This window comes from Streptomyces sp. NPDC094147 (assembly GCF_044764265.1).
Lineage (GTDB): Bacteria > Actinomycetota > Actinomycetes > Streptomycetales > Streptomycetaceae > Streptomyces.
On sequence record NZ_JBIWHT010000001.1, the window covers coordinates 178,507 to 205,464 of the forward strand.

At 71.7% G+C, this 26,958-nt stretch carries 22 protein-coding genes; 8 read left to right on the forward strand and 14 right to left on the reverse strand.

Translation table 11 applies throughout. From position 1 onward, the window contains the following. The first annotated feature begins 59 nt into the window (after positions 1 to 59). Both ACIQ8J_RS00855 and ACIQ8J_RS00860 read left to right on the forward strand, forming a co-directional pair. Positions 60 to 779: a DUF2293 domain-containing protein gene (locus ACIQ8J_RS00855; protein WP_403263478.1), complete on the forward strand. Its 720-nt coding sequence runs from the start codon at positions 60 to 62 to the stop codon at positions 777 to 779. Between the two features lie 93 nt (positions 780 to 872). Continuing rightward, positions 873 to 1,415 (forward strand): hypothetical protein, encoded by a 543-nt coding sequence (locus ACIQ8J_RS00860; protein WP_403263480.1) that lies wholly within the window; start codon positions 873 to 875, stop codon positions 1,413 to 1,415. 58 nt (positions 1,416 to 1,473) lie between these two features. Here ACIQ8J_RS00860 and ACIQ8J_RS00865 read toward each other — a convergent pair whose 3' ends face one another. The 3 genes from ACIQ8J_RS00865 to ACIQ8J_RS00875 all read right to left on the reverse strand — a co-directional run bounded on the left by ACIQ8J_RS00865 (position 1,474) and on the right by ACIQ8J_RS00875 (position 7,276). Beyond that, positions 1,474 to 2,715, reverse strand: a complete 1,242-nt coding sequence (locus ACIQ8J_RS00865; RefSeq protein WP_403263482.1) for an SWIM zinc finger family protein — start codon at positions 2,713 to 2,715, stop codon at positions 1,474 to 1,476. Then, entirely contained in the window at positions 2,712 to 5,720 is a 3,009-nt protein-coding gene (locus ACIQ8J_RS00870) for an SNF2-related protein (RefSeq protein ID WP_403263483.1), read from the reverse strand. The genes ACIQ8J_RS00865 and ACIQ8J_RS00870 overlap by 4 nt, the downstream gene beginning before the upstream one ends. A 101-nt stretch (positions 5,721 to 5,821) precedes the next feature. Beyond that, positions 5,822 to 7,276 carry a carboxylesterase/lipase family protein gene (locus ACIQ8J_RS00875; protein WP_403263485.1) on the reverse strand — a complete coding sequence of 485 codons (1,455 nt, stop codon included), beginning with the start codon at positions 7,274 to 7,276 and terminating at the stop codon, positions 5,822 to 5,824. A gap of 463 nt (positions 7,277 to 7,739) precedes the next feature. Between ACIQ8J_RS00875 and ACIQ8J_RS00880 the strand changes: the two genes are divergently transcribed. Further along, the gene (locus tag ACIQ8J_RS00880) at positions 7,740 to 8,108 is read left to right on the forward strand and encodes a hypothetical protein (protein ID WP_403263487.1); all 369 of its coding nucleotides are present in this window, start codon (positions 7,740 to 7,742) and stop codon (positions 8,106 to 8,108) included. 69 nt (positions 8,109 to 8,177) lie between these two features. Here ACIQ8J_RS00880 and ACIQ8J_RS00885 read toward each other — a convergent pair whose 3' ends face one another. Continuing rightward, a complete protein-coding gene (locus ACIQ8J_RS00885; protein WP_403263489.1) occupies positions 8,178 to 9,074 on the reverse strand; it encodes an acyltransferase domain-containing protein in 897 nt (298 codons plus the stop codon). 140 nt (positions 9,075 to 9,214) lie between these two features. Here ACIQ8J_RS00885 and ACIQ8J_RS00890 point away from each other — a divergent pair, with 140 nt between their 5' ends. Next, positions 9,215 to 9,484, forward strand: coding sequence for a DUF6343 family protein (locus tag ACIQ8J_RS00890; protein WP_403263491.1), 270 nt, complete (start codon positions 9,215 to 9,217; stop codon positions 9,482 to 9,484). Positions 9,485 to 9,495: 11 nt separating this feature from the next. On the opposite strand, the gene ACIQ8J_RS00895 is transcribed toward ACIQ8J_RS00890, so the two are convergent. The 5 genes from ACIQ8J_RS00895 to rpsA form a co-directional block, all read right to left on the reverse strand. Beyond that, positions 9,496 to 9,873, reverse strand: coding sequence for a tetratricopeptide repeat protein (locus ACIQ8J_RS00895; RefSeq protein WP_403263492.1), 378 nt, complete (start codon positions 9,871 to 9,873; stop codon positions 9,496 to 9,498). Positions 9,874 to 9,964: 91 nt separating this feature from the next. Next, positions 9,965 to 10,351: a DUF3592 domain-containing protein gene (locus ACIQ8J_RS00900; RefSeq protein ID WP_403263493.1), complete on the reverse strand. Its 387-nt coding sequence runs from the start codon at positions 10,349 to 10,351 to the stop codon at positions 9,965 to 9,967. A 290-nt stretch (positions 10,352 to 10,641) separates the two neighbouring features. Continuing rightward, positions 10,642 to 11,241 (reverse strand): dephospho-CoA kinase, encoded by a 600-nt coding sequence (gene coaE, locus ACIQ8J_RS00905; RefSeq protein ID WP_403263495.1) that lies wholly within the window; start codon positions 11,239 to 11,241, stop codon positions 10,642 to 10,644. A 66-nt stretch (positions 11,242 to 11,307) separates the two neighbouring features. Next, entirely contained in the window at positions 11,308 to 12,246 is a 939-nt protein-coding gene (locus ACIQ8J_RS00910; RefSeq protein WP_403263497.1) for a PAC2 family protein, read from the reverse strand. 211 nt (positions 12,247 to 12,457) lie between these two features. Beyond that, positions 12,458 to 13,957, reverse strand: a complete 1,500-nt coding sequence (rpsA, locus tag ACIQ8J_RS00915; RefSeq protein WP_100574468.1) for a 30S ribosomal protein S1 — start codon at positions 13,955 to 13,957, stop codon at positions 12,458 to 12,460. Between the two features lie 364 nt (positions 13,958 to 14,321). Between rpsA and ACIQ8J_RS00920 the strand changes: the two genes are divergently transcribed. Beyond that, on the forward strand, positions 14,322 to 15,161 hold the full coding sequence (locus ACIQ8J_RS00920) for a class I SAM-dependent methyltransferase (protein ID WP_403263498.1): 840 nt from the start codon (positions 14,322 to 14,324) through the stop codon (positions 15,159 to 15,161). Between the two features lie 118 nt (positions 15,162 to 15,279). On the opposite strand, the gene ACIQ8J_RS00925 is transcribed toward ACIQ8J_RS00920, so the two are convergent. Next, complete coding sequence (locus ACIQ8J_RS00925) at positions 15,280 to 16,170, reverse strand: LysR family transcriptional regulator (protein WP_403263500.1); 891 nt, start codon at positions 16,168 to 16,170, stop codon at positions 15,280 to 15,282. Between the two features lie 79 nt (positions 16,171 to 16,249). On the opposite strand from ACIQ8J_RS00925, the gene ACIQ8J_RS00930 reads away from it, so the two are divergent. The 3 genes from ACIQ8J_RS00930 to hrpB all read left to right on the forward strand — a co-directional run bounded on the left by ACIQ8J_RS00930 (position 16,250) and on the right by hrpB (position 20,454). After that, positions 16,250 to 17,206 carry an EamA family transporter gene (locus ACIQ8J_RS00930; RefSeq protein ID WP_403263502.1) on the forward strand — a complete coding sequence of 319 codons (957 nt, stop codon included), beginning with the start codon at positions 16,250 to 16,252 and terminating at the stop codon, positions 17,204 to 17,206. Next, entirely contained in the window at positions 17,203 to 17,835 is a 633-nt protein-coding gene (locus tag ACIQ8J_RS00935; protein WP_403263504.1) for an NAD(P)-dependent oxidoreductase, read from the forward strand. The genes ACIQ8J_RS00930 and ACIQ8J_RS00935 overlap by 4 nt, the downstream gene beginning before the upstream one ends. A gap of 126 nt (positions 17,836 to 17,961) precedes the next feature. Next, positions 17,962 to 20,454, forward strand: a complete 2,493-nt coding sequence (gene hrpB, locus ACIQ8J_RS00940) for an ATP-dependent helicase HrpB (protein WP_403263506.1) — start codon at positions 17,962 to 17,964, stop codon at positions 20,452 to 20,454. Here the strand turns inward: hrpB and ACIQ8J_RS00945 are convergent. From ACIQ8J_RS00945 to polA, 4 genes are all read right to left on the reverse strand, one after another. Further along, positions 20,444 to 21,439 (reverse strand): DUF3068 domain-containing protein, encoded by a 996-nt coding sequence (locus tag ACIQ8J_RS00945; RefSeq protein WP_403263508.1) that lies wholly within the window; start codon positions 21,437 to 21,439, stop codon positions 20,444 to 20,446. The genes hrpB and ACIQ8J_RS00945 overlap by 11 nt on opposite strands. Before the next feature lie 15 nt (positions 21,440 to 21,454). Further along, positions 21,455 to 21,610 (reverse strand): SPW_0924 family protein, encoded by a 156-nt coding sequence (locus ACIQ8J_RS00950; RefSeq protein WP_403263510.1) that lies wholly within the window; start codon positions 21,608 to 21,610, stop codon positions 21,455 to 21,457. A gap of 173 nt (positions 21,611 to 21,783) precedes the next feature. Next, entirely contained in the window at positions 21,784 to 23,463 is a 1,680-nt protein-coding gene (locus ACIQ8J_RS00955; RefSeq protein WP_403263511.1) for a lytic murein transglycosylase, read from the reverse strand. Between the two features lie 682 nt (positions 23,464 to 24,145). Beyond that, a complete protein-coding gene (gene polA, locus ACIQ8J_RS00960; protein ID WP_403263513.1) occupies positions 24,146 to 26,854 on the reverse strand; it encodes a DNA polymerase I in 2,709 nt (902 codons plus the stop codon). Between the last annotated feature and the right edge of the window lie 104 nt (positions 26,855 to 26,958).

A 26,958-nucleotide genomic window follows, 5' to 3' on the forward strand; every position in this document is an offset into this window, starting at 1 on the left:
GACCGGCCATTGAGCGGGGAATCACAGAAGGGCGAGTACGCGAAGAGAGCCCTGTGGGGGTGCGAGGAGACAGGGCCGGTCGCCGCCCAGGGCGGCGTCAAGAAGGAGGCTGTCCCATCCTCGTCATAGAACCCCGGCGGCACCATCGCTGCACCGAGTGCGACCGCGCCCCGCTGCGCCATCTCGTCCTGGAATCCGGCGTTCCGCGCTGCCTGGACTGCTCGGACCTCGGCCATCTGGTCTTCCTGCCGCGCGGCGACACCGCGCTGACCCGCCGGGCCCGCGCGGGCAGTTCGCTCTCCGCCGTCGTGATCCGCTTCAACCGGCGCCGACGACGCTACGAGCGCCAGGGCGTCTTCGTCGAGGAGCCGGCCCTCGCCGCCGCGGAGGCCGCCTGCCTCGCCGACGCCGAGGCGCGCGCCCGGCGGCGCGCCCGGGACGCCGAGCGCCGCGCCGCCGAGGACGTACGGTTCACCGCCGCGCTGACCGAGGAGATCCTGCGTCTGTTTCCGTACTGCCCGGCCGAACGGGCCCGCGACATCGCGCTCCACGCCTCGGTGCGCGGCAGCGGCAGGGTGGGCCGGTCGGCGGCGGGTCGCGCACTGGACGAAGCCGCCGTGACGGCCGCCGTACGCGCCTCCGTACGGCATCTGGACACGGAGTACGACGCGCTGCTCATGGCCCGGGTTCCGCACAACCGGGCGCGGGCGGGGGTCGCCGCGGCGATCGACGCGGTACTGGCCTCCTGGGCCAGGGAAGCCGAGCCTCCCCCCGCGTAGCGCGGGTACGCGCGAGCCGGAGCGGACTCCCGGCCTCCACAACTCCCCTTTCCCGCCCCACACTTGAACCATCCCCCTGGGTATCCCTCCCCCATGACGACTGCGCCGGCTCGCCCCTTGCTGCTCCTCGACGTGGACGGCCCGCTCAACCCCTACGCCGCCCGCCTCCCCCAGGTGCGCGGCTACCGCGCCCACCGCCTCCACCCCTCGTCCTGGCTCTCCCGACAGACACCGGGCTCCCGCGCGCACCGGTGGGGCCTGCGCGTCTATCTCAACTCCTCCCACGGCCCACGGCTCCGCTCCCTCCCGTACGAACTGGTGTGGGCCACCACCTGGATGAACGAGGCGAACGAAATGATCGCGCCGGTCATCGGCCTCCCGCCCGACCTCCCCTTCATCGCCTGGCCCGAGCTCTTCGCCACCGATCCGGACGGCCTGTACTGGAAGACCAGACCCCTGCTGAAGTGGGCCGCGGGCCGCCCTTTCGCCTGGGTGGACGACATGATCACCAACCTGGACGACACTTATGTGCGCGACAACCACGATTCACCCGCGCTCCTGTTGCGCGTACACCCCCGACAAGGCTTGCGCGAGGCGGACTTCAGGCAGCTGACGCAGTGGGCGGCGAGCGTGTGAGACCCGGCCGCCGAGGCATATCGGCACCCTGGGCCACGACCCGTTCAGGCCTCGCGGTTCAGCCGAGCAGCGCCGTGAGCGCTCCCACCGGATCCGCGTCCGGGGTGCCGCGCGGCCACCAGTCCTCTCTCTCCGGGTCCGATTCGTATCCGTACCAGAGCCCGTCGCGGCCGTAGCGGAGTTGGGTGGTCCGGGTGGCGAGGCGGTTGCGGCTGGGGCGGAAGTCCGGGAATCCGGCGGCGGTCAGGGCAGGGCGGGCGCGGTCGAAGGGGCCCGCCGGCGGATCCCAGGGGGTTTCCAGTACGCCGAGTGCCGCTATGCCGCCCTGTCGCCAGGCGGCCACCGCGCGTGCCAGGTCGGTGGGGGTGCGGTCGGTGGCCCGGGTCAGGGACGTGTAGAGCGCCCGGGTGGCCGAGGTGAGGCCGGAGCCGGGGTGGGCGGCGGCGAGGCGGACGGCGTCCTGCCAGATGGAGAGCGGGGCGATCGGGTCCTCTCCGGTGCTGAGGAGCGTGTGGGCGCGGATGGCCGCCTCGGTGGCGAGGAGGTCGAGGGACAGCGGGTCGGGGCCCCCGTGCACCTCGGGGAAGGCGGGCGGGTGGCCCGGCCTCGGCGGCATGGGGAACGGCGGCGGGAGAGGGGGGAGCGTGCGCGACTGGACCGCCGTACGGGCCTGGACGGTGGGGAGTTGAGGGGCGGGGGCCACCCGCTCGACGGCCATGCGGGTGGCATTGCGCCGGGTGAGCGCGGCGAGGACTTCCTGCTCACCCCTCCCCCGCATCAGCAGCAGCACGAACGGATCCTCGTCCAGGAGCCGGGCGGTCTGGTAGCAGAGCGCCGCCGCGTGCTTGCAGGGATAGCCGTCGTCGGGGCAGGAGCAGTCGGGGATCAAATCGCCGGAGGCGGGCAGCAGGGCCGCCTCATCGGCCAGGGCGTGCGGAAGGTCCTTGTCGAGGAGCGCGGCGATGTGGGCGGGTGCCGCCGCCGCGGTGTCGAGGAAGTCCTCCCAGGCCTGGTCGGGGAGGGTGCGCAGACGCAGTTCCGTACGGTAGGGGCGCGGGCGGGAGCCGTGCACGTACGCGGTGATCCGGCCGGGCGTGACGGTGATCGCGTCCACGTTGCCGGCCGCCGCGTAGGCGCGCCCGCGTGCCAGTCTGGCCGGGTCCAGGGCGAGTTCCTCCAGGGCCTCCACCCAGGCGTCGCCCCACCAGGTCCCGGCCCGCTCGGAGCGGGCGCCGAGCGTGGGATAGGTGCGGCGGCGATCGTCGTGACGGGGGGTGCGGATGGACGGGCGGGCGGTCATGGCGTCCTCCGCAGCGAGATCAGGTCGGCCAGTTCCCGGTCGGTGAGTTCGGTCAGGGCGCTTTCGCCGCAGCCCAGGACGGCCTCCGCCAACTGGCGTTTCTGTTCCAGCATTTCGGCGATGCGGTCCTCGACCGTGCCCTCCGCGATCAGGCGGTGGACCTGGACCGGCTGGGTCTGGCCGATGCGGTAGGCGCGGTCGGTGGCCTGTTCCTCCACTGCCGGGTTCCACCACCGGTCGTAGTGGATGACATGGCCCGCGCGGGTGAGGTTGAGACCGGTCCCGGCGGCCTTCAGGGAGAGGATGAAGACGGGGACCTCGCCGGACTGGAAGGCGTCGACCAGGCGGTCCCGCTCGGTCACCGGCGTTCCCCCGTGGAGCAGTTGGGAGGGCACGCCGCGTGCGGTGAGGTGCGTGGAGAGCAGCCGGGCCATGGCGACGTACTGGGTGAAGACCAGCACCGAGCCGTCCTCGCTGAGGATGGTGTCCACCAGTTCTTCGAGCAGGGCCAGTTTCCCGGAGCGGGACGAAAGGCGCGGAGCCGCCTCCTTCAGGTACTGGGCGGGGTGGTTGCAGATCTGCTTCAGCGCGGTGAGCAGCTTCATGATCTGGGCGCGGCGGGCGATGCCCTCCGAGGCCTCGACCGCCGTCATCACCTCGCGGACCACCGCCTCGTAGAGGGCGGCCTGTTCGCGGGTGAGCGGCACGGGGTGGTCGGTCTCCGTCTTGGGCGGCAGTTCGGGCACGATGCCCGGGTCGGACTTCTTCCTCCGCAGGAGGAAGGGGCGGACCAGACGGGAGAGGCGGGCCGCCGCGTCCTCGTCCTCGCCGTTCTCGACCAGCCGGGCGTGCCGGGCCCGGAACGCCTTCAGGGGGCCGAGCAGCCCGGGGGTCGTCCAGTCGAGCAGCGCCCACAGCTCGGAGAGGTTGTTCTCCACCGGGGTGCCGGTGAGCGCGATCCTGGCCGGGGCGGGGATGGTGCGCAGCGCCTTCGCGGTCGCCGAGAAGGGGTTCTTGACGTGCTGGGCCTCGTCCGCGACCACCATGTTCCAGGTGTGGGCGGCCAGTTGGGGCGCGCTGCCGCGCATCGTGCCGTAGGTGGTGAGGACGAAGCCGCCTTCGATGTCCTCCAGGGTGCGGCTGCTGCCGTGGAAGCGGTGGACCGGGACGCCCGGCGCGAACCGGGTGATCTCCCGCTGCCAGTTGCCGAGCAGTGAGGCCGGGCAGACCACCAGGGTCGGCTCGGTGCGGGCCCGGCGCAGATGCAGGGCGATCACGGTGATCGTCTTGCCGAGGCCCATGTCGTCGGCGAGGCAACCGCCGAGGCCCAGCGAGGTCATCAGCTCCAGCCAGGCCAGGCCGCGCAGTTGGTAGTCGCGCAGTGTCGCGTTCAGGCCGGGCGGCTGCTCGGCCGTCGCGGGGCCTTCGAGGAGCCGGTCGCGGAGCACCGCCAGCGCGCCGACCGGGACCGCCTCGACCGTCTCGCCGTCGATCTCCGCGGTGCCGGTGAGCGCGACGGACAGCGCGTCCACGGGGTCGAGCAGGCCCAGGTCGCGCTTGCGTGCCTTGCGGACGAGCTCGGGGTCGGCGATCACCCACTGGTCGCGCAGCCGCACGATCGGACGGTGGGATTCGGCGAGCACATCCATTTCGGCGTCGCTGAGCGGTTCACCGCCGAGCGCCAACTGCCAGTTGAAGGCGAGGAGTTCCTCGGCGTCGAAGAAGGAGGTGCCGTCGGTCGCCGAGCCGGGCGCCGGCCGTACGACGGCGGCGGCGCTCAGCGTACGGGCCAGTTCGCGCGGCCAGTGGACGGCGACGCCCGCCGCGTCCAGCCTCGCCGATGCCTCGCCGAGCAGCTCGTACAACTCGGTCTCGGTGAGCGGCAGTACATCGGGGACGCTCCGCTCCAGGAGCAGTCCCAGCGGCGGCCAGACGCGGGCCGCGCGGCGCAGGGCGAGCAGCGCGTCGATCCGGGCCCGCGGGCCGAAGGCGTCAACTCCGGAGCCGATTCCGCCGGTTCGTGCCCGGTCGCCGCTTCCGGCCCGGCTCCCCGGCTCCTCGCCGTCCGCCCAGAGGCGGGCCGCGTCGACGACGAGGGTGGGGTCGGCGAGGCTGTGCACCTGGACGATCGCCGAGCCCGCGCGCCGGGCCTCGCCCTCCTCCTCGGACACCGTGTCGAACAACTCGTATCCGGACAGGTCCAGGCGGAGCGACACCCGTACGCCCGCGTCCATGCCCGCGGCCGCCTCCGCCGCCCAGGCACGGGCGGCGGGCAGGTGCTGGGCGGCGGGCGCGGCGAACGGGGCTCCCGCCGCGTACGCCGCGGCCGGGGTGCGCGGCAGGCTGTCCGCGACCGCGTCGAGGAAGGACCGCACCAGTGCCTCGGGGTCGGGCAGTTGGAGGGCTCCCCGGCCCGGGACGGGGGCGGCGTACGCCTCGTACGGCATGGCGGCGGCGATGGCCCGCAGCTGGGCGATGTCGTCGGCGTCCAGTGGTCCGGCCCGCCAGGCGTCGTGGCTGGTCGAGGTGAGTCCGGGCAGCAGCCTGCCGCGGGCGACGAGGTGCAGGGCGTGCAGTGCGGCGGCGCCCCAGCAGGCCGCCGCCGGGTGTGCGGCGCGGTGGCGGCGGGCCGCGATCAGCGCCGGAAGGGCGTCTACGACGGCCACGAGGAGAGCGGGGACCTTGCGGCTGCGGGCGCCCGCGCCGTGGCGGCGCACCACGGTCAGCTGGGTCACCTCACCCAGCGTTCCCTGCGGCACCGGCCCCTGGGCGGGGTCCCAGAAGGCGACCCTTCCGTCGCGCGGCAGCCCGGCGGGCAGGAACACGGCGGCCGCGGCCGTCCAGGCCCACGGAGGCGCGGCGGGCCCTGCCCCCGCGGCCCCCGCCTCGTGCTCCCGGGCGAAGCCGTGGCGGGGCTCCGGCCCATACCGGTGCTCGGGCTGCTCCTGCCAGGCGCGGGAGGCCGTCGGCCGCTCCGGGTGTCGCGTCGGTGTCGGCTGGGTCATGTGGCCGGTCACCTCCCTTCGTCCGCGGGTCGTCGTTCATCGCGTGGTCCGCGACTGTTCTACGACCTTACGGGCGGGGTCTGACAATGGGCCCCGCGGCCTCAGCGCACCCCCTCCCACAAGGCACGTTCCTCGCCGCGGGGGTCGCTCTCGACGGTCGGCGCGACATCGAAGACCTTGGTCGTCCGGCTCTCGCGGTCATACGGAGCCCAGCCCGGATCACCGGTCTTCGCGAAGGCCACCCAGGCCCCGTGCATCGCGTCCGCGAGTGCCTGCGGAGGCCGCTCGCCGAGGATCTGGGCGTACTCCGGGTCATCGAGCCGGTCGAAGACGAAGGCCAGCTCTGAGGCGTGGCAGGCGCCGAGTCTGCCACCGTGGGCCGGGGAGCGCCGGGCGAACTCGTACATGTACGAGCCGGGCACCGACTCGGCGATCCGGATGGCCGGGATCCGGTAGAACCAGTCGGTCGTGACCGCGTCGAACAGCTCACCGGGCACGGCGCCCGGTCGGCGCTCCGCGTATACACGCAGCGCCTTGTCGGGGTCGAGTCCGTACGCCGTCGTCGCCAGCCGGAGCCTGGACTGCGGCAGTACGTCGATGCGTTCGGTCGGCACCAGGAAGAGGCGGTACTCCTCGCGGTTGCTGCCGGCCAGGAGCTCTACCCCGCAGTCGGGCGCGGGAAGCGGCAGCTCGTCGAGGACGGGTTCGAACGGCATCATGTTGAGCGCCGCCTCGCCCCACAGCGCCGGATCCGGGCGGGCACCGATCTCGCCCCGCAGCTGCGCCTGCGCGCGCAGCAGCTCTTCGAGGGGCACGGCGGCGAAGTCCTCCGCCGTCGCCTCGATGCCGAGCTTCCCGGCGAGCCTGGCCGTGATCAGTTCGGCCGAGGCGGGCCGCAGGAAGTGGTGGGCGGCGCCGCTCTGCAGGATCGCGCGCCGGAACAGTCCGCGTGTGCGGGGCAGTGACAGCAGCGCGCCGATGCTCATGGCGCCCGCGGACTCGCCGAAGACGGTCACCCGGCCGGGGTCACCGCCGAAGGCCTCGATGTTGTCGCGGACCCATTCCAGGGCGGCGATCTGGTCGAGCAGCCCCCGGTTGTCGGGCCGGTCGGGCAGCCGCAGGAAGCCGTCGGTGCCGAGCCGGTAGTTGATGCTCACGTACACCACACCGTCGCGGGCGAAGGCGCTTCCATCGTACGCGGACGCCGATCCGGAGCCATTGGCGAAGGCCCCGCCGTGGATCCACACCATCACGGGGAGTCCGCCGCCGGGGAGCGGGTTCGGTGTCCAGATGTTGAGGTTGAGGCAGTCCTCGCCCTGGGAGCCGTCGTCCGGGAGGAGGGTGTCGAAGGGCGGCGCGTACGGGGCTCTGGGGACGCTCGCTCCATAGGAGAGCGCGTCGCGGACGCCGTCCCAGGAGGCGGCCGGCGCGGGTGCGCGAAAGCGTGCCTCCCCGAAGGGGGGTGCGGCGAACGGGATGCCGAGGAAGGCGGCCACGCCGTCGGCGACGAGCCGTCCTCGCACCGCGCCCTGGCGGGTCGTTCGGATGGGTTCCATCAGGTTCGTACGCCTTCCGACAGGGTTTCGAGCAGGGCCGTGCCGAACTCCGCGGGACGTTCGACATGGACCGCGTGCCCGGCTCCGGGCACCGCAATCTCTCGTACCCTGCCGCCGGCCGTGCGTAAAGGCCCAGCGCGTGGCGGGTCTGGGCCAGCATCGGCTGGGCCGGGGTGCCATCCCAGCCGGGTCGCGGTGCCCGCGCCGTAGCTTGCCTCCAACGGCAGGCAGGAGGGATACCCGGCCGTCCCGGCGGCGCTCGCGACGCCGCCCCCGCCCAGCAGGCCCATCAGCACCGCCGTGAGGTGATGTGCGCGCACCACACAAGACGAAGGGGAGGTGATGCGCGGCCCGGTCGCTCGGGCGGGCTATCGACGCGGCACACCGGATGCCGGAACGACCGGCAGGGGGCAGGCTGGCGGCACTGACCGCCGCAGCCATGCCGTACAGACGAGGACCGCTCATGTCCGTGCCCGCGTCCCAGTCCCCCGCCCCGGCCTCGCGCCGCCGTCGCGCGGCGATCGTCGCCGGGGCCGTGCTGCTCGCCCTCGCCACCGCGGCCTGCTCGGAGCTCGACCGGACGGCGATCGGAACGATCTCCTACTCGACCGGCACGGAGCAGCCCGTCATGCTGACCAGCCCGAAGGTGCGGGGCTGCCACCGGCTCCCGCCGACCGGCGCGACGTACCTCAACAACAACACCCTGGTCGACATGGTCATGTACCCGACACCGAACTGCACCGGCAAGGCCACGACGTACATCGGCAGCAGGTTCGCCAACAACGTGGCGCCGAAGGCCCCGCCTTGGCGCAGCTACACCTTTGTGCACTGAGGCGGCCCGGACCGCACCGAGCGGGCCACGGGGCCCCGCCCCCAGCTGGTGTCCCTCTGGCCCTAGCTTCTAGAGCTCCAGCCAGCCATGGCCCACGTACCAGTGGCCGCCGTCCAGCAGGTGCTGCGCGACGGCCTGCTCCACCCGGGTGCGCTGCGGAAGCTGCGCAATGGGTAGTTCCGGGTCGCCGAACACGAAGCCGACGGGGTCGCGGTCGGACGGCTCGTCGTCTTTGTATGCGGTACAGAACAAACCTTGAAATCGCAGAATGTTGGAGCGCTCGGGGAGATGGTCGCCCAGCTGCGGGTCGAGCAGCCAGGAGTGGCAGACGCCCACCCGGTACCGCTCCTCGGGGTAGTGGCGCGCGAAGAACTCCTTGGCCTCGGCGATGGAGTCGGCGCAGGCGCTGGGTGTCAACGGACCCTGGAAGTCCGGGATATGAAGACTCAGGCAGGTGTCGTCGGGGTCCGCCTCCAGACCGGCGGCCTGGACGGCCCGGCTCGTACGCTCCCCGAGCCGCGAGCGCTGGAACTGGAGCCGGCCGAGCTGGTAGATCTCCCCGCGGAAGTGCAGCCGCAGCCAGCCGGGCGCGTCGAGCCCACCGTTTCCGCGCCGCCTGCGGTGCACCGCGATGTGCCGGCCGAGGTCGGCGAGCGTACGGCGGGCGATGTCCTCGGGGATCTCTCGTTGCCGGTGGTACGCCCTGATGTGCGGCAGCGCCGCGATGGCGACGTACACGGGGAACCAGCGCTCCAGCTCCCCCAACCCGGCTGGCAGCGCGGGCGGTTCGGGGCGGAGTCCGATGGTCCCGATGTCCTGTACAAGGCCCCGCACCGCTCGGTCCAGCAGCTCGCCGAGCTCGGGTTCGGCGGTGAACCGGGCGGCCAGCGCGGTCAGTTCGTTGATGTCCTCGTGCGGGACGGCGAGGTCGAGCAGAGTCTCGGGGAGGTCGTCGACGAGCAGCATGCGCGCCACCCTAGCCATCCCGCCCCCGGGACACTGCGGCAATTCCGGGCACGCCCCACGCCCTGGGCCCCAGGGATCGGCTCCCCCTCCCGGCTTTCACGCGCGCCGCAGCGGGTAGACCTCTCTTAGAGGCGATCATCATGCTGCGCACCGGTAACGAACCGATCACCGCCCGCAGCCCCCTGCGGATGCGGCTGTGGCTGAGCATCTGGGGCCTGATCTGGGCCCTCGGTGGCACGGTCGGCTTCGCCCTGGAGGGCCGGCCGGGCTGGACCGCGGCGTGCGCGGTGCTGACGGTGGTGGTCGTGGTTGACCTCATCATGATCATTCGCCACATCCGGCAGGGGCCGCACTATCAGCCCGGCCGCGACATCCCGCCGTACGAGCCGCCGAGAACACGCTGGCCGTGAGGCCCCCCCGGCTACGCCCCCTCCTCCTCGAACCGCGCTGCCGCGAGGTACTCCGGCTTCGGGTCCAGGGCCGCCGCGAGGCGGAAGTGGCGTTTTGCCTGGGCGGGGCGGGACTCGCGTTCATAGGTGCGGGCCAGGGCGAAGTGGGCGAAGGCGTTGTCCGGTTCGCGCTCCAGGACCAGCTGGAACTCCAGCTCCGCGGAACGGAGTTGGGCCGAGGCGAAGAAGGCGCGGGCGCGCAGCAGGCGGGCCGCGGTGTTCTCGGGGTGGGCCGCGATGACCGAGTCGAGGAGTTTGACGGCGCCGCGCGGGTCCCGGGCGGCCAGGAGATGTTCGGCCGCACGGTAGTCGATGACGTGCGTCTCGGGGGTGCTCTCCGCCACGTGCATGTCCTTTCCCTCGCTGCGCGTTGTCAACGCCATGCCCAGCTCGTGTATTCCGTACGCATACGAACGCGGTCGCCCCTCCGGGAGGCGTGACTCAGAGCGCGGCCATCGCCAAGGTCAGCCCCAGCAGCACGATCACGGCTCCCGCCGCCATGAACGCCCGGTCCAGGGCGGTGCGTTCGCGGCCGAGGAGGATGACGGTGCGCGGGTCCGCCGGGTCGTAGGACACACGGACGCTGGCGCCCGGCGGAAGCGGCTCGCGGCGGTTGGGAGGGACCGGCGAAGGGAGTTCCAGGACGCGGCCGTCGGCCGTCTCGTACTGCAGGAGGGGGCGCTCCGACCCCTGCGGCGCCGGCTTCACCAGCGCCCACGTGAGCGCACCCGCCGCCTCCACGCGCCGGGTCTCCCGCAGCCCGTACGCCCCGGCGAGGACCGCCACGAGTCCGCCGAGCACTGTGAAACCCGCCAGTATGAAGAGCACACTCGGATCGTAATCCGCACCGGGTCGGGGCGGCGGCCCAAGTCGTGGAAACCCCGCGTGAAGAGGGAATCCGTACGGTTCGTGTACGCGCCGGTTCACACGGATGCCGGGTTCACGCCCTCAGAGCTGTGAGGCCCGCAGCGTGCCGGGGCCACTTACGCGCCGGGACCGCCATGTGCTGGGCCCACTACGTGCCAGGTTCGCGCCCTCGGAGCCGCGCCGCCACCAGCGCGCCAGGTCACGTACGCCGGAATCACCCCTAGCGGACCCCGGAAACACCCTCGCGGGCCCTACCGCCCCGCCCGCTCCACCAGCCCCTCCCACACCTTCCGCACCTGCGGCTCCAGCGCCTCCAAGGGGCCGTCATTGTCGATGACGACATCGGCCACGGCCAGCCGCTGGGCGCGGTCGGCCTGGGCGGCCATGCGGGCGCGGGCTTCGTCGGGGGTCATACCGCGCAGGCGCACGAGCCGGTCCAGCTGGGTTTCGGGGGCCGCGTCCACGACCACCACCAGGTCGTACAGCGGCGCCAGCCCGTTCTCCGCGAGCAGGGGTACGTCGTGGATGACGACCGAGTCGGGACCCGCCGCCGATTCGAGCGCCGCGGACCGCGCCCCGACCAGCGGGTGCACGATCTTGTTGAGGATCGCGAGCTTGTCGGGGTCGGAGAACACGACGCCGCCCAGCTTGGGGCGGTCCAGCGTGCCGTCCGCGGACAGGATGCCGGGGCCGAACGCCTCGACCACCGCCGCCAGGCCCGAAGTCCCGGGCTCGACGACCTCGCGGGCGATCCTGTCCGCGTCGATCAGCACGGCTCCGTACGAGACGAAAAGCCGTGAAACTTCACTCTTGCCGGCGCCGATACCGCCGGTCAGGCCCACCTTCAGCATGAGCGGAAGCCTAGGGGGTTCCCGTAAACCCGGCGCGGCCGGACGCACCTCCTGGGCGGGGCCGCCCTACGCGTCGCCCTCCCGCTCCGCGAGGAAGCGTTCGAACTCGCGGCCCAGTTCCTCCGCCGACGGCAGGTCCGCCGGTTCGGCGACCAGATTGCCGCGGGATTCCGCGCCCGCCACCGCGTCGTACTGGTGCTCAAGGCCCTGGACCAGGCTGACCAGATCCTCGTCGCCCTCGCCGATCTGCCGCTCGATCTCGGTCTGGGTGCGCTGCGCCTCCGTACGGAGGCCGTGCGCAACGCTCGGCAGAACCAGGCCCGTTGCCGCCGTCACCGCCTCCAGAGCGGTCAGCGCCGCATCCGGGTAGGCCGAGCGCGCCACGTAGTGCGGGACGTGCGCGGCGACGCCCAGGACGTCGTGGCCGGACTCCATGAGGCGGTACTCGATCAGCGACTCGGCGCTGCCGGGCACCTGCGCCTCGTCGAACGGCGAACGGTGGCCGGGCATCAGGTCCGTGCGGTTGCCGTGCGGTGTGATGCCGACGGGGCGGGTGTGCGGGACGCCCATCGGGATGCCGTGGAAGTTGACCGAGAGGCGCACGCCGAGGCGCTCGACGATCTGGCGGACGGCGAGCGCGAAGCGCTCCCACTCGACGTCCGGCTCGGGGCCGGACATCAGCAGGAAGGGCGCGCCCGTGGCGTCCTGGACCAGACGGATCTCCAGCGCGGGGACCTCGAAGTCCGTCCAGCGGTCCCGCTTGAAGGTCAGCAGCGGGCGGCGGGCACGGTAGTCGACCAGGCGGTCGTGGTCGAAGCGGGCCACCACCTGGTGGGGCAGCGTGTCCAGCAGCTTCTCGACGATCTGCTCGCCGGTCTCACCCGCGTCGATGTAGCCGTCGAAGTGGTAGAGCATGACCAGGCCGGCCGACTCCTGCGCGAGCGCCATGTCGACGACAGCGAGGCCCTTCGGCTCCCATTCGTACAAATCCTGCGGATCAAGCACGATTACCGCTCCTCCTCGTGTTCACCAGGAAGAACGACTGCGGGGACGCGGGCATTCCCATCCGCGCCGCTTTCCTGAAAGCCCCGCAACTTGCTTGCCGGGGAGACAAGTTGGCGAAGGGGCGCGGCACTTGGCAGGGGAATGAAGTAAGGCCCGCTCCCCATGGGGAGCGGGCCTTACTTTCAGCTATCTACCAGCTGGGGTCAGAGCCTTAGCTCTGGCCGCCCGCCAGCTTCTCGCGCAGGGCAGCCAGCGCCTCGTCCGACGCCAGGGCGCCGGAGTTGTCGTCCGACTCCGAGGAGTACGAACCGCCGGAGACGCCCGCCGGGGCGCCGGCCGGGGCGGCAGCACCCTCGGCAGCAGCGGCCTCGTCGGCCTCGCGGGACTTGATGACCTGGGCCTGGTGCTGCTCGAAGCGCGACTGCGCCTCGGCGTACTGACCCTCCCACGCCTCGCGCTGGGTCTCGTAGCCCTCGAGCCAGTCGTTGGTCTCGGGGTCGAAGCCCTCGGGGTAGATGTAGTTGCCCTGGTCGTCGTAGGACGCGGCCATGCCGTACAGGGTCGGGTCGAACTCGACCGACGCCGGGTCGGCACCGAAGGACTCGTTGGCCTGCTTCAGGGACAGCGAGATCCGGCGACGCTCGAGGTCGATGTCGATGACCTTGACGAAGATCTCGTCGTTGACCTGGACGACCTGCTCCGGGATCTCCACGTGGCGCTCGGCCAGCTCGGAGATGTGGACCAGACCCTCGATGCCCTCGTCGACGCGGACGAACGCACCGAACGGAACGAGCTTCGTGACCTTACCGGGAACAACCTGCCCGATCTGGTGCGTACGGGCGAACTGCTGCCACGGGTCCTCCTGCGTCGCCTTCAGCGACAGGGAGACACGCTCGCGGTCCATGTCGACGTCGAGGACCTCGACGGTGACTTCCTGGCCGACCTCGACAACCTCGGACGGGTGGTCGATGTGCTTCCAGGACAGCTCGGAGACGTGGACGAGACCGTCGACGCCACCCAGGTCCACGAAGGCACCGAAGTTGACGATCGAGGAGACGACGCCGGAGCGGACCTGACCCTTCTGCAGGGTGGTGAGGAACGTCTGGCGAACCTCGGACTGGGTCTGCTCGAGCCAGGCACGGCGGGACAGGACCACGTTGTTGCGGTTCTTGTCCAGCTCGATGATCTTCGCCTCGAGCTCCTTGCCCACGTAGGGCTGGAGGTCGCGGACGCGGCGCATCTCGACGAGGGAAGCCGGCAGGAAGCCACGGAGGCCGATATCGAGGATGAGACCACCCTTGACCACCTCGATGACGGTGCCGGTGACGATGCCGTCCTCTTCCTTGATCTTCTCGATGGTGCCCCAGGCACGCTCGTACTGAGCGCGCTTCTTCGAGAGGATCAGGCGGCCTTCCTTGTCCTCCTTCTGGAGAACCAGGGCCTCGATCTCGTCGCCGACCTTGACGACCTCGTTCGGGTCGACGTCGTGCTTGATCGAGAGCTCGCGGCTCGGGATGACACCTTCGGTCTTGTAACCGATGTCGAGCAGGACCTCGTCCCGGTCGACCTTCACGATGACGCCGTCGACGATGTCGCCGTCGTTGAAGTACTTGATCGTCTCGTCGATCGCGGCGAGGAAGGCTTCCTCGTTACCGATGTCGTTGACCGCAACCTGCGGGGTGGTGGCGGTGGTCTCGGTGCTGCTCGTCATGTGGGAAAGGGCTCCGGTTACGGACAGAAAGTCGTAGGTACTGCCACGCCGAGAGCCCGTATCGCCTCTGCAGAAGCCGGACAGCCTGGGAAGCGCCTATCCGGGTCGGTCCGGATGGCGCCTCGACAACCGAGGGGACATACAACAGATGGAAGCGCGCCTGCTACGTCTGAGGTGCGCAGGCTCGCAGCGCAACTTGTAGCATACGGGGGCAGCCGGACACGGTCAATGCGCGAAGGCGCACACCCGGGGCGGATCACCGCAATCCCGGCACAATTAAGGTTCACCGAGGCCACGATGGGCCCCGCAGACCTCGTTCAAGAACACGAGGTCGCGTTCCGCGCAAACTACAACGACGGACACGATGAGCCAAGAGATCCAAGCGTACGAGTCCGAGAACGGGCCCGAATCCGAGCCCGCGGCGACCCGGCGTGCCGCCGGGGACACGGAGAGCAGCCGGGCGAGCCGCGGCTGGTGGGACCGGAACGCCGACGAGTACCAGACCGATCACGGAGCGTTCCTGGGGGACGACCGTTTCGTCTGGGGACCCGAGGGTCTGGACGAGGCGGACGCCCGCCTCCTGGGTCCGGCCGAGTCCCTGAAGGACCTCGACGTCCTGGAGATCGGCGCGGGCGCGGCCCAGTGCTCGCGCTGGCTGGCCGCGCAGGGCGCCCGCCCGGTGGCCCTTGACCTCTCGCACCGCCAGCTCCAGCACGCGCTGCGCATCGACGGCGGCACGTTCCCTCTGATCGAGGCGGACGCGGGCGCACTCCCCTTCGCGGACGGAAGTTTCGACCTGGCCTGCTCGGCATATGGCGCGGTCCCCTTCGTGGCGGACCCGGTGAAGGTCTTCCGCGAGGTGCGGCGGGTGCTGCGCCCCGGCGGCCGCTGGATCTTCTCGGTCACCCACCCCATCCGCTGGGCGTTCCCCGACGAACCCGGCCCCGAGGGCCTGTCCGTCGCCGCCTCCTATTTCGACCGTACGCCGTATGTCGAGCAGGACGAGCGCGGCGAGGCGGTCTATGTGGAGCACCACCGCACGCTGGGCGACCGGGTGCGGGACGTGGTCGCGGGCGGCTTCCGCCTGGAGGACCTGGTCGAGCCGGAGTGGCCTGCCTGGAACACCCAGGAGTGGGGCGGCTGGTCCCCCCTGCGGGGCAATCTGATCCCCGGGACCGCCGTCTTCGTGTGCGTACGGGACTGACGCGGGCCCACGCCTGACCGGCCCCGGGCAGCACGTGCCCGGGGGCGGCCGCGGCGCCTCCCTTGACCGGTGACGCCCTCTGGGGCTGCCCGCTCGCGGCGAACGCTTCCGGAGCGCTTTACGAGTCGGGTCGGTCCTGTGCCGTGATGTCGAGAACGGCGAGGAAGGCGGTCGCCGCCGGCGTGCGGCTGAAGCGGCTCCAGATGACGTACTCGACGCGCGCCGGTGCGTCGGTGACCTCGATGGTGATGACGCCCGCGAGCTGAGGCGCGTAGGCGGAGGGGAGCATGGCCACGCCGAGGCGCTGCCCGACGAGTCGGGCGATGAAGTCCGCGGTGGTCACTTCGAAGGCGACGTCACGGCCGAGACCGGCGGCCGAGAAGGCTTGGTCGGACTGGATGCGTCCGGCTGTCCCGGCCGGAAGGTCCACGAACACCTCGCAAGAGAGCCGACGCAGGTCGACCGCCGGCTCGTCGGCGAGGGGATGGTCCGGCGCGACCACCGCGACGAGTCGGTCACGGGCGAGTTCGTGGGCGGCGACACCCTGGGGTCGTGCCGTGGTCGGCAGCCCGAGGAACGCCACGTCGAGGGAGCCCTGCCTGACCTGCTCGGCGAGTTCGTCGCTCGCGCCGACACGCAGGCTGATGCGCACGTGCGGGTACTGCTGGCGGAAGTCACGCAGCGCACTCGGGATGTCGACCGCGGCGACGGTGGGGATCAGGCCCACGGCGAGTCGTCCGCGTACCTCTCCGACGGCTGCGGCGACCTCGGCGGCCGCGCGCTCGGCGGCGTCCAAACACTGGCGGGCGGCCGGGAGGAACGCTTCACCGGCCGGTGTCAGCCGCACCCGGCGGCTGGTGCGCTCGAAGAGTCTCGCGCCGAGTTCCCGTTCCAGGCGCGCGATTTGGTGGCTGAGGGCGGACTGGACGACCAGACATCGTTCGGCGGCCCTGGTGAAGCTGTTCGTCTCGGCGACGGCGACGACGTACCGCATCTGCTGGAGCTCCATCGATCCATCTTGTATCGAGATTGATGAGCTGACAAACATGTGTTGGACTCATTGATCGCACGGCGATGAGACTGCGCGTATGACAAGTCCCGCAGCAATCAGGGGGTCCCACGGCACCAGCAGAGGTGCTCCCCGCGGAAATCTGCCTCGCACCGCCCTCACGGCGCTCGCTCCCCTGGCGTGGGGCACGACCTACATCGTCACCACCGAGCTTCTCCCGCGGGGACACCCGCTGTTCGCGGGACTCCTGCGTGCGTTGCCCGCCGGCCTGATCGCGCTGGCGATCACCCGGACGCTGCCGCGCGGCGCCTGGTGGGGAAAGGCCGCGGTGCTCGGTGTGCTGAACATCGGGCTGCTCTTCCCGTTGTTGTTCATCGCGGCCGAACGCCTGCCGGGCGGTGTCGCCGGCACCGTGGCGGCGGCCCAGCCGCTCATCGTCGCCGTCCTGGCCGTGACGGTCCTCCACGAGAGCCCCTCCGCCTGGCGCCTCGCCTGGGGCGTCATGGGCGTCGGGGGCGTCAGCCTGGTGGTGATCGGGCCGGCTGCGGCACTCGACGTCGCCGGGATCGTGGCGGGCCTTGCCGGCGCGGCCTCCATGGCGCTCGGCCTGACGTTCACCAAACGCTGGGGCCGGCCCTCCGAGGTCAGCCCCACCGCCTTCGCGGGCTGGCAACTCACCGCAGGGGGCCTCTTCCTGGTGCCCGTCACCTTCCTTGTCGAGGGGCCGCCTCCCGCGATCGACGCGACCGCCGCCCTCGGCTACCTCTGGCTGGGCCTGGTCGGCGGTCTGGTCTCCTTCGTCCTGTGGTTCCGCGGCATCACCACCCTGCCCGTCACCTCCGTCGCGGTTCTCACCCTGCTCTCGCCGCTGGTCGCCGCCTCTCTCGGCGCCGTACTGCTCGGCCAGACGCTCGGCCCGGTCCAACTCGTGGGGTTCGGGCTCTCACTCGCCGCCATCGTCGCGGGGCAGCTCCCGCCGCCCGCTCGCTCGCACGACTCAGCTTCCACACGCACACCGGAGAGGACACCTCGATGAAGATCGCCGTCGTCGGAGCCGCAGGAATGGTCGGCTCGCGCGTCGTCGACGAAGCCGCACGCCGGGGCCACGACCTCATCGCGGTATTCCGGACAGTACGGACGGCCGCTCTGCCGCCCGGAGTGACCGCGGTCCAGGGCGACGCCGACGACCCCGACCACATGAGCCGGCTGTTCAACGGCACCGACGCGGTCGTGGCCGCCACCCGCCCTGCCCCCGGGCACGAACACACCGCCGTCACGACCACGACGGCGCTGCTCGACGCGGCCGCGGCAGCCCGGACACGCATCCTCGTTGTCGGCGGCGCCGGCCCCCTGGAGATCCCGGGACGTCCCGGCCGGCTCGTTGTCGACAGCCCTGAGTACGTGCCGCAGGAATGGCGCACCGTCGCCGCCGCCAGCGCCGCGCAACTGGACGTCTGCCGCACACACCCGGCCAACTGGGTCTACCTCAGCCCGCCCGCCGTCCTCGAACCCGGACGCCGCACCGGAAAGTACCGCCGCGGCACCACCACGCTCATCACCGGCCCCGACGGCACGTCCCGCATCTCGGCCGAAGACCTGGCCCTGGCCGTGGTCGACGCACTCGAGCATCCGGGCGAGGACAGACACTTCACCGTCGGTTACTAGGTTCTGGAGGTCGGGACGCCGTGCACAGCAGGCATCCCGCCACCGACACAGCCCATTAGTCATACAATCCACCGCCCTTGTGGACAGAGCGTCACGCCGACCGGCGGGACGTACGACACTGAACGCATGATCCGAACCGACGCACTCGACGTCCTCCCGGTACGCGACGCCGTGCCCGAGCTGCTCGCCGCGCTCGACGGGCACGGGACGGCCGTGCTGTGCGCGCCGCCCGGCACCGGCAAGACCACGCTGGTACCCCTCGTGCTCGCCGGGCTCGTCGGGGGCGGCCCGGTGCGCCGGGTCGTTGTCGCCGAGCCGCGCCGGATAGCGGCCCGCGCGGCCGCGCGCCGGATGGCGTGGCTGCTCGGCGAGCGGACCGGTCAGCGGGTCGGCTTCACCGTGCGCGGCGAGCGGTCGGTGGGGCCGGGCACGGTTGTCGAGGTCGTCACCACCGGTGTACTCCTCCAACGCCTCCAGCGCGACCAGGAGTTGAGCGGAGTCGACGTCGTCGTCCTCGACGAGTGCCACGAGCGCCACCTCGACGCGGACACGGTGGCCGCCTTCCTCCTGGACGTACGGGCCGCCCTGCGGCCGGAACTGCGCTTGGTGGCGGCGTCCGCGACGACGGACGCCGAGGGCTGGGCCCGGCTGCTGGGCAACGCGCCCGTGGTCGAGGCCGCCGGTGTCGCGCACCCGGTGGAGGTCGTGTGGGCACCGCCCGCGCAGCCGGTCCGACCGCCGCACGGCATGCGGGTGGACCCGATCCTGCTCACACACGTGGCCTCGACGGTACGGCGGGCGCTGGCCGAGCGGGACGGTGATGTGCTCTGCTTCCTGCCCGGAGTGGGTGAAATCACCCGCGTGGCACGGCAGTTGGGAGATCTGCCCGGCATCGAGGTGCTCCAGGTGCACGGTCGGGCCCCCGCCTCCGTGCAGGATGCGGTGCTCGCCGGATCCGGCGGGCGGCGGGTGGTGCTCGCCACCTCGGTCGCCGAGTCCTCACTGACCGTGCCCGGGGTGCGCGTGGTCGTGGACTGCGGTCTGGCCCGCGAGCCACGCGTGGACCACGCCCGGGGTCTCGGCGCGCTGACGACGGTACGGGCCTCACGGGCGGCGGCCCGCCAGCGCGCCGGCCGGGCCGGGCGCGAGGCCCCGGGCGCGGTCTACCGCTGCTGGACCGAGGCCGAACACCTCCGCCTGACGCGCTTCCCGGCCCCCGAGATCCGGGTCGCCGACCTGGCCGCCTTCGCGTTGCAGGCCGCCTGCTGGGGCGACCCGTCGGCGCGGAGCCTGGCCCTTCTCGACGCGCCGCCGGCGGGCGCGATGGCCGCGGCTCGTTCCGTCCTGGCGGCGATCGGCGCGGTGGACGAGCACGGCCGGGCCACCGACCGAGGCGCCCGGATGGCCCGGCTCGGCCTGCACCCGCGGCTTGCCCGAGCCCTCCTTGACGGTGCGGCCGAGGTCGGCGGGCAGCGCGCCGCCGAGGTGGTGGCGCTGCTGAGCGAGGAGCCGCCCCGGGAGTACGGGGACGATCTGGCGGCGGCTTGGCGCGCGGCACGCCGGGGCGCGGACGCATACGCGGCGCGCTGGTTGCAGGAGGTGCGCCGCCTCGCCTCGTTCGCCGGGACCCACCCCGAGCAGGGATCCGCCGAGGCCGCCGCCGGGCTCATCGCGGCGCTGGCGTTCCCCGAACGGGTGGCGCGGGCCCGCGGTGGTGGCTCCTTCCTGATGGTGTCCGGCACCGGAGCCGAGGTGGCGCCGGGGTCCGGGCTGCGCAGCGCGGACTGGCTGGCGGTGGCCGTCGCGGACCGGCCCGTGCAGGCGGCCTCCGCGCGGGTGCGCCTGGCCGCCGTCGTCGACGAGCCGACCGCCCGGCTCGCCGCAGGGCATCTGCTGACGGAGAGCGAGGAGGTGCACTGGGAGGACGGCGATGTCGTGGCCCGCCGGGCGGCCCGGCTCGGCGCGGTCGACATATCTCTGCGCCCGCTGAAGAACCCGGACCCCGCCCTGGTGCGCGAGGCGCTGCTCGACGGCCTGGCGCGTGACGGGCTCGGCCTGCTGCGCTGGACCCGTGAGGCGCGGGGTTTGCGGGAACGGCTCGCGTTTCTGCACCGGGTGCTCGGGGAGCCCTGGCCCGAAGTCTCCGACGCCGCACTGCTCAACCGGGCCGAGGAGTGGCTGGAGCCCGAGCTCTCGCGGGCCCGTCGCCGGGCCGACCTCGGGCGGATGGAAGCGGGGCAGGCGCTGAACCGGCTGCTGCCGTGGGCGACCGGAGAGGCGGCCCGGCTCGACGAACTGGCCCCGGAGCGCATCGAGGTGCCCAGCGGATCACGGATCCGGGTGGAGTACGGGGGTGAACAACCGGTCCTCGCCGTGAAGTTGCAGGAGATGTTCGGCCTGGACGGCACGCCGGAGGTGGCCGGTGTGCCGGTGCTGATCCATCTGCTCTCCCCGGCGGGGCGGCCCGCCGCCGTCACCGCCGACCTGGCGAACTTCTGGCGCGACGGCTACCGCGCGGTCCGCGCCGAGCTGCGCGGCCGCTACCCGAAACACCCGTGGCCACAGGATCCGACGGGGGCGGAGGCGACGCGGTTCACGAAGGCGCGGCTCAGGCAATGACGGGTTCGAGCCGCTCCGTGACGGCGGGGGGCGGGTCGCTGGGGCGGCGGCTGCGCGCTTCCAGCCAGAGGGAGAGGGAGAGCAGGGCGATACCGAGACCGAGGAAGCCCCAGGGGAGGTAGGAGGTGAGGAGGAGGACCAGGGTGCGGTTCTTCTTGACCAGGTCGACGGTGTAGTTGACGTAGTCGTCACGCATCTTGACGTCCCCCGCGAAGACGGTGACCTTGTCCCGGCCGCCGAGCAGGGTGCCGCCCCGCAGCTCCTCGTGGTTGATCTCCTCGCCGTTGACCGGAGCGCCGGTCACCGGGTCGATCCAGAACCTGCGCTGGGTGGTGTACCAGAGGGTGGTGCCGGTGGTCTTCTCCAGGGTGCTGGAGTCGACGCCGGGCAGCGGCATCTTCTTGGGGTAGGGCACCTTGGTCCATGGGATGGTCTGCTCGAAGTAGTAGACGTCCAGGCCGTGGAACTTCTGGGTCCCCTGGTAGTGGATGGGCGCGGAGGCGCGGGCCTGGAAGTCGAAGTACTCGTAGTCCCGCTTCTCGGTCAGGAACGGCCACTTGAACTCGATGCCCTTGCGCTGCACCGGCTCCCCGTCGACCATCTCGCCGGTGGCGTGGACGGGTGCCTGGCTGTGCGCGTCGAAGATGTAGCGCTCGGGGATCTGGGAGACCATCTTGCCGTCGGGGCCCTGGATGTAGGAGAGGGTGTCCCAGACGACGACGTCCTTGCCCGCGGTCTTCTCGATCTCCTTGGCCGCCTCCACATTGCCCTTGAGCGTCTGGACGACGGTGACCTTGGGGACCTGCTTGGACTGCATGGTGCCGTAGTCGATGAGGGTGGCGTCCTTCGCTTCGAGGACGGCCTCCTGGTACTGGCTGGGCGGGATCTTCGCCAGCCGGGGAAAGGCGTACCAGCGCAGCAGGGGCGACAGGGCGCCGAAGAACACGGCAAGGGCGAGCAGGACGAGACTGGCTTTGCGTCGCATGGACCTGCTCTCCCTCTACTTGGTCTGGGTGATCTTCCCGGGGGCGCTCGGCACGGTGGTGAGCAGCGGCTTGGGCGAGGTCTTGCCCTCGGGGGCGCCGATGGCCGAGATGGTCAGGACGATGGCGAGGGCGGCGGCCAGTCCGATCGCGGCGGCTGTGAGGGCGCGCATGCTCGGCCTCCGTGGAGCTGATGGGTCGTCAGGAGGGGGCACCGTAGCAACGCCCGGCCAAGATGAGAACACGTCGAACAGCCCCTCTGCCGACGGTCGGCGGAGGGGCTGCTGGGAAGAGCGGGGACCAGGGGGTGTCCGGTGGATCGCGGCCGGACACCTCCCGGGCGGGCTCAGGAGGCGGCGGCCACCTTGAGCTGGACGGTGAGTGTGGCGCCGCCGTCGGTGGTGAGGCGGAGCAGGAAAGTACCGGTCTGGCCGTCCGCGTACATCTTCGGCAGGACCAGCGCTCCCTTCGCGTCCGTCTTGAGGTCCTTGAGCTCGCGGACCGGGTTGCCCTTGGCGTCCTTGAAGTACGGGCCCTTGTCGTTGACCTTGGGCTCGGCCTTCGGGTCGGCGCCGACGGCCGGGGTCACGATCATGGCCGCGGAGGCCGCGACACCGGAGGCGGCCGCGCCCTTGAAGGTCGCCTTGACACACACCTGGTTCGCGAACTCGCCGTTCGGCGCGGCCGTCAGCTCCTTGGTGTCGCTGAGGGCCAGCTTGTCGGCCTGACGGGCGACGACGGTCGCCTTCCACTCCACGGCGGACAGGTTCGTGTCAACGACGGTGGCCCGCACCGTGAACGTGCCGGTCTTCTCGCCCGCCGTCAGCGCCGGGGCGGCGGCCGTGCCGTCCGCCGAGGTGGCCACGGTCATGGTGGTGGCCCCGCTGGTGAAGCGGGTGTCGGTGTCGCCGACGATCTCGAACTTCACCGCGACCTTCGCCATCGCCTTGCCGGACGCGTCCTTGACCCGCGCGGTCGGCTGTACGGCGAACGCGCCGCCCGCGAAGGCCGTCAGCTCCTTGGTACCCGCGTCTTCGAACGTCGTCGGCCGCGGTACGGGCGTCGGGTTCGGGGTGCCGCCGTCGCCACCGGGCTTGGCCGGCGGCACCGGCGGCTTCGCCGGCGGGGCGGGCGGGGTCGGCTTGGGGGTCTGCTTCGTTTTCGGCGGCGCCTTCGGTGTGACCGGCGGCGTGCCGGCGGACTGGTCGCTGCGGCGGCCGGGCACCGAACCCGTGCCGTCGGGGACCTGGTAGCTGCCGCGCCGGTAGAAGTCGAACCACGTCGTGACCGTGGTCAGGTACTCCTGCGACTGGTTGTAGCTCAGGATCGCCTTGTCCAGGTCGGCCTTCACCGCTAGGTCGCGACCGTTCGCGCAGAGGTAGAACCCGGCGGTGAGCGCCGCGTCGTAGACGTTGTTGGGGTCCTTGACGCCGTCGCCGTTGCCGTCCTTGCCCCAGGTCACCCAGGTCGACGGGATGAACTGCATCGGCCCGACCGCCCGGTCGTGCAACTTGTCGCCGTCATACCGGCCGTTGTCGGTGTCGGGGATGTTGGCGAACCCGACGCCGTTGAGCACCGGGCCGAGGATCGGGGTGAGGGTGGTGCCGTTGGCGTCGACGCGACCGCCGTCGGCATGTCCCGATTCGACCTTTCCGATGGCCCCGAGGATCTGCCAGGGGAGGTGGCAGCCGGGCCGGTCCGTCGCGAGCGCCGCCTCCGCCTTCTTGTACGCGTCGAGGACGGTCGCAGGTATGCCCTGCTGGTCACCGCCGACGGGGTTGGTCGCCGTCGGATTCGGCGGCGTCGGCGACACGAGCGGCGGAAGGTCCGTGTAGTACGGGGAGTTGCCGGAGGCCGGGTTGCTGGGGGTGGGCGTCGGCGTCGCATCCGAGGCCGACTGGTCGCCCGAGCTGCTCGCGTGCACGACCCCCGGCGCCTGCGACGCGGAAAGCGCCGCCACCGCCACCGCGGCCACCGCCGTGGTGCCCGCTCCCTTGCGCAGTCGTCGGCCCATGTGCGGTGCCATACGTCAAGTCCCTCCCCGTACTCGGCTGTCCGCGCTCCCCAGCGCGAGAACTCAGGTGACACTACGGCAACCGATGGCGCCATGACACCGCGGCCCGACCGGTTTTCACTGATTCGCCATCTGTGCGTCGCCCGTTGACTGGTGGGGAACCGGTGCCGGATACCGAACATTGTTGATCGCTGACGGATAAATCATGTCCGTCAGCTGGCAGTTGAAGTCGCGTAGCACGTCGCGGTCCGGCGCGAACGAGCCGCCACCGGAGCCGACGCGACAACCCGTCCACGTGCCGTGCCGTCTACGGGTCGACGGCCGTGCCCGCCGCGATGCCGTTCGGCCGGGTCACGCACTCCCCCGCTCGGCGCTGTCACCGTGGACGTGCTGACCAGGTACACCCCCGTCGCGATGTGGCTGCTTCCGCGGAAACCGCTGGTCGCGCCGGTACTGAGAGCTTCCTGGCGTGCACGGGTGTACGCAGGCGTCCGCGGCCGGGGGCCTCACAGCGGGCCGGAGTCCGGCCCCCGATTGGCTGGTTCTCGCTGTCGGCCGCGATCGGCCCGGCCGGACGTGCCCGTGCGGCAACGCCAGATCAGGCCGCCTCGGCCGAGGCGAGCCCCACCGGACCCCCGCCTCGGCCAACCCGGTCCGGCCGGACTACGCCTGCCCCGCCTGCCCCCGCTGCCCCTCAGTGCGCCGCCGATTCCCAGTCGTGGCCCGCGCCCACCGAGACGTCCAGGGGCGCGCGGAGTTCCACCGCTCCGGCCATCTCGCGGCGGACCAGTTCCTCCACCCGCTCACGCTCGCCCGGCGCGACTTCCAGGACGATTTCGTCGTGGACCTGGAGCAGGAGACGGGAGTCGAGGCCCGCTTCGGTCAGGGCACGGTCCACGTTCAGCATCGCCACCTTCACGATGTCCGCCGCCGTGCCCTGGATCGGCGCGTTGAGCGCCATCCGCTCGGCCATCTCGCGGCGCTGGCGGTTGTCGCTGTTGAGGTCGGGCAGGTAGCGGCGCCGGCCCAGCATCGTCTCCGTGTAGCCCGTCGCGCGCGCCTCCTCCACCACCCGCTGCAGGTAGTCCCGCACTCCGCCGAAGCGCTCGAAGAACGTGTCCATCAGGCCACGCGCCTCCCCCGCCTCGATGTTGAGCTGCTGCGAGAGACCGAAGGCCGACAGACCGTACGCGAGGCCGTACGACATCGCCTTGATCTTGCGCCGCATCTCCGGGTCGACCTTCGACTTGGCGACGCCGAAGACCTGCGAGGCGACCGTGGTGTGCAGGTCCTCGCCGGAGGCGAACGCCTGGATGAGGCCCTCGTCCTCGGACAGGTGGGCCATCACACGCAGTTCGATCTGGCTGTAGTCCGCGGTGAGCAGCGACTCGTAGCCCTCGCCGACCACGAAGCCCCGCCGGATCGCGCGGCCCTCGTCCGTGCGGACCGGGATGTTCTGCAGGTTGGGGTCGGTCGAGGAGAGGCGGCCCGTCGCCGCGACCGTCTGGTTGAACGTGGTGTGGATGCGGCCGTCCGCCGCGATCGTCTTGATCAGGCCCTCGACGGTGACCCTCAGCTTCGCCTGCTCGCGGTGGCGCAGCATGATGACCGGCAGCTCGTGCTCGGTCTGGGCGGCCAGCCACGCCAGCGCGTCGGCGTCCGTGGTGTAGCCGGTCTTGGTCTTCTTCGTCTTGGGCAGGGCCAGTTCACCGAAGAGGACTTCCTGGAGCTGCTTGGGCGAGCCCAGGTTGAACTCGTGGCCCACCGAGGCGTGCGCCTCCTTCACGGCCTGCTGCACCGCGGCCGCGAACTGCTGCTCCATGGCTTCGAGATGGGCCCGGTCGGCTGCGATGCCGTTCCGCTCCATGCGGGCCAGGAGGAGGGAGGTGGGCAGTTCGACGTCGTGCAGCAGGTCCGCCGCACCGACCTCCTTCAACCGCTCCGTGAACGCGCCGCCCAGATCGAGGACGGCCCGCGCCTGAGCCATCAGGGCGTCGGCCTCCGCCTCGTCGTCCGCGCCGAAGGCGAGCTGCCCGTCCGCGGCGGCCGGGGCCAGCTCGCGCCCCAGGTACTCCACGGACAGCGCGTCCAGCGCGAAGGAGCGGCGGCCCGGCTTGACGAGGTAGGCGGCGAGCGCGGTGTCCATCGTGACGCCCGCGATGCTCCAGCCGTGCTCCGGGAAGACCCGCATCGCGGCCTTCGCGTTGTGCATGACCTTGGGGTGTGCGGCGTCCGCGATCCAGGCGGCGAAGGCCTGCTCGTCGGCCTGGTCGAGCCGGGCCGGGTCGAACCAGGCCGCGGCGCCGGCGGCCGCGGCCAGCGCGATCTCGGTGACGCTGCCGGCGCCCAGCGCCCAGCTGTCGACGGTGGCCACGCCCAGCGGCTGCCCGCCGTGCTCGGCCAGCCAGGGAGCCAGCTCGCCGGCGGCCAGGACCGCGCCGTCCAGCTCCACCCCGGCGGCCGGCGCCGACGCCTCCTCCTCGCCCGCGCCCGGGTCGACGGCGAGCAGCCGCTCGCGCAGCGACGGGTTGCGGATCTCCAGGACGTCGAGGACGCCGGTCACCGCGGCGCGGTCGTACGGGACACGCGCCAAGTCGGCCGGGCCCTTGGGCAGCTCGACGTCCTTGACCATCTCGGTCAGGCGGCGGTTCAGCTTCACCGCGTCCAGGTGGTCGCGGAAGTTCTGCCCCGCCTTGCCCTTGACCTCCTCGGCGCGCTCGACGAGCTCCGCGAACGAACCGAACTGGTTGATCCACTTCGCGGCGGTCTTCTCACCGACACCCGGGATGCCCGGCAGGTTGTCCGACGGGTCGCCGCGCAGCGCCGCGAAGTCCGGGTACTGCTGCGGGGTGAGCCCGTACTTCTCCTCGACCTTCTCCGGGGTGAAGCGGGTCAGCTCGGAGACGCCCTTCGTCGGGTAGAGGACGGTGACGTGCTCGGAGACCAGCTGGAAGGAATCGCGGTCACCGGTGACGATCAGGACCTCGAAGCCCGCCGCCTCGGCCTGGGTGGCGAGGGTGGCGATGATGTCGTCGGCCTCGAAGCCGTCGGTCGCGAACCGGTCGGCGTGCATCGCGTCGAGCAGCTCGCCGATCAGCTCGACCTGGCCCTTGAACTCGTCCGGGGTCTTCGACCGGTTCGCCTTGTACTCGGGGAACTCCGTCGAGCGCCACGTCTTGCGGGACACGTCGAACGCCACCGCGAAGTGCGTGGGCGCCTCGTCACGCAGGGTGTTCGCGAGCATCGACATGAAGCCGTAGACCGCATTGGTCGGCTGCCCCGTCGCGGTCGTGAAGTTCTCCGCGGGCAGCGCGAAGAACGCCCGGTACGCCAGGGAGTGCCCGTCCATGAGGAGCAGGCGCGGTCGGTTGTCCGGGGTCTTCTTCGATGCTGTCTCAGCCATGCCCCCGATCCTGCCACGCCCCACTGACAATCCTGGCCAGTCCCGGACCCGGCCGACCTGTCCGACGCGGCTGTCAGTGCCGCGTGACAGGATCGGATACGTAC

Bases quoted from the DNA above. Each gene is read 5' to 3' on its own strand.
- ACIQ8J_RS00860 (WP_403263480.1), top strand. From the start codon at position 873: ATGACGACTGCGCCGGCTCGCCCCTTGCTGCTCCTCGACGTGGACGGC.
- ACIQ8J_RS00865 (WP_403263482.1), bottom strand. From the start codon at position 2,715: ATGACCGCCCGCCCGTCCATCCGCACCCCCCGTCACGACGATCGCCGC.
- ACIQ8J_RS00870 (WP_403263483.1), bottom strand. From the start codon at position 5,720: ATGACCCAGCCGACACCGACGCGACACCCGGAGCGGCCGACGGCCTCC.
- ACIQ8J_RS00875 (WP_403263485.1), bottom strand. From the start codon at position 7,276: ATGGAACCCATCCGAACGACCCGCCAGGGCGCGGTGCGAGGACGGCTC.
- ACIQ8J_RS00880 (WP_403263487.1), top strand. From the start codon at position 7,740: ATGTCCGTGCCCGCGTCCCAGTCCCCCGCCCCGGCCTCGCGCCGCCGT.
- ACIQ8J_RS00885 (WP_403263489.1), bottom strand. From the start codon at position 9,074: ATGCTGCTCGTCGACGACCTCCCCGAGACTCTGCTCGACCTCGCCGTC.
- ACIQ8J_RS00890 (WP_403263491.1), top strand. From the start codon at position 9,215: ATGCTGCGCACCGGTAACGAACCGATCACCGCCCGCAGCCCCCTGCGG.
- ACIQ8J_RS00895 (WP_403263492.1), bottom strand. From the start codon at position 9,873: ATGCACGTGGCGGAGAGCACCCCCGAGACGCACGTCATCGACTACCGT.
- coaE (WP_403263495.1), bottom strand. From the start codon at position 11,241: ATGCTGAAGGTGGGCCTGACCGGCGGTATCGGCGCCGGCAAGAGTGAA.
- rpsA (WP_100574468.1), bottom strand. From the start codon at position 13,957: ATGACGAGCAGCACCGAGACCACCGCCACCACCCCGCAGGTTGCGGTC.
- ACIQ8J_RS00920 (WP_403263498.1), top strand. From the start codon at position 14,322: ATGAGCCAAGAGATCCAAGCGTACGAGTCCGAGAACGGGCCCGAATCC.
- ACIQ8J_RS00925 (WP_403263500.1), bottom strand. From the start codon at position 16,170: ATGGAGCTCCAGCAGATGCGGTACGTCGTCGCCGTCGCCGAGACGAAC.
- ACIQ8J_RS00930 (WP_403263502.1), top strand. From the start codon at position 16,250: ATGACAAGTCCCGCAGCAATCAGGGGGTCCCACGGCACCAGCAGAGGT.
- ACIQ8J_RS00935 (WP_403263504.1), top strand. From the start codon at position 17,203: ATGAAGATCGCCGTCGTCGGAGCCGCAGGAATGGTCGGCTCGCGCGTC.
- hrpB (WP_403263506.1), top strand. From the start codon at position 17,962: ATGATCCGAACCGACGCACTCGACGTCCTCCCGGTACGCGACGCCGTG.
- ACIQ8J_RS00945 (WP_403263508.1), bottom strand. From the start codon at position 21,439: ATGCGACGCAAAGCCAGTCTCGTCCTGCTCGCCCTTGCCGTGTTCTTC.
- ACIQ8J_RS00950 (WP_403263510.1), bottom strand. From the start codon at position 21,610: ATGCGCGCCCTCACAGCCGCCGCGATCGGACTGGCCGCCGCCCTCGCC.
- ACIQ8J_RS00955 (WP_403263511.1), bottom strand. From the start codon at position 23,463: ATGGCACCGCACATGGGCCGACGACTGCGCAAGGGAGCGGGCACCACG.
- polA (WP_403263513.1), bottom strand. From the start codon at position 26,854: ATGGCTGAGACAGCATCGAAGAAGACCCCGGACAACCGACCGCGCCTG.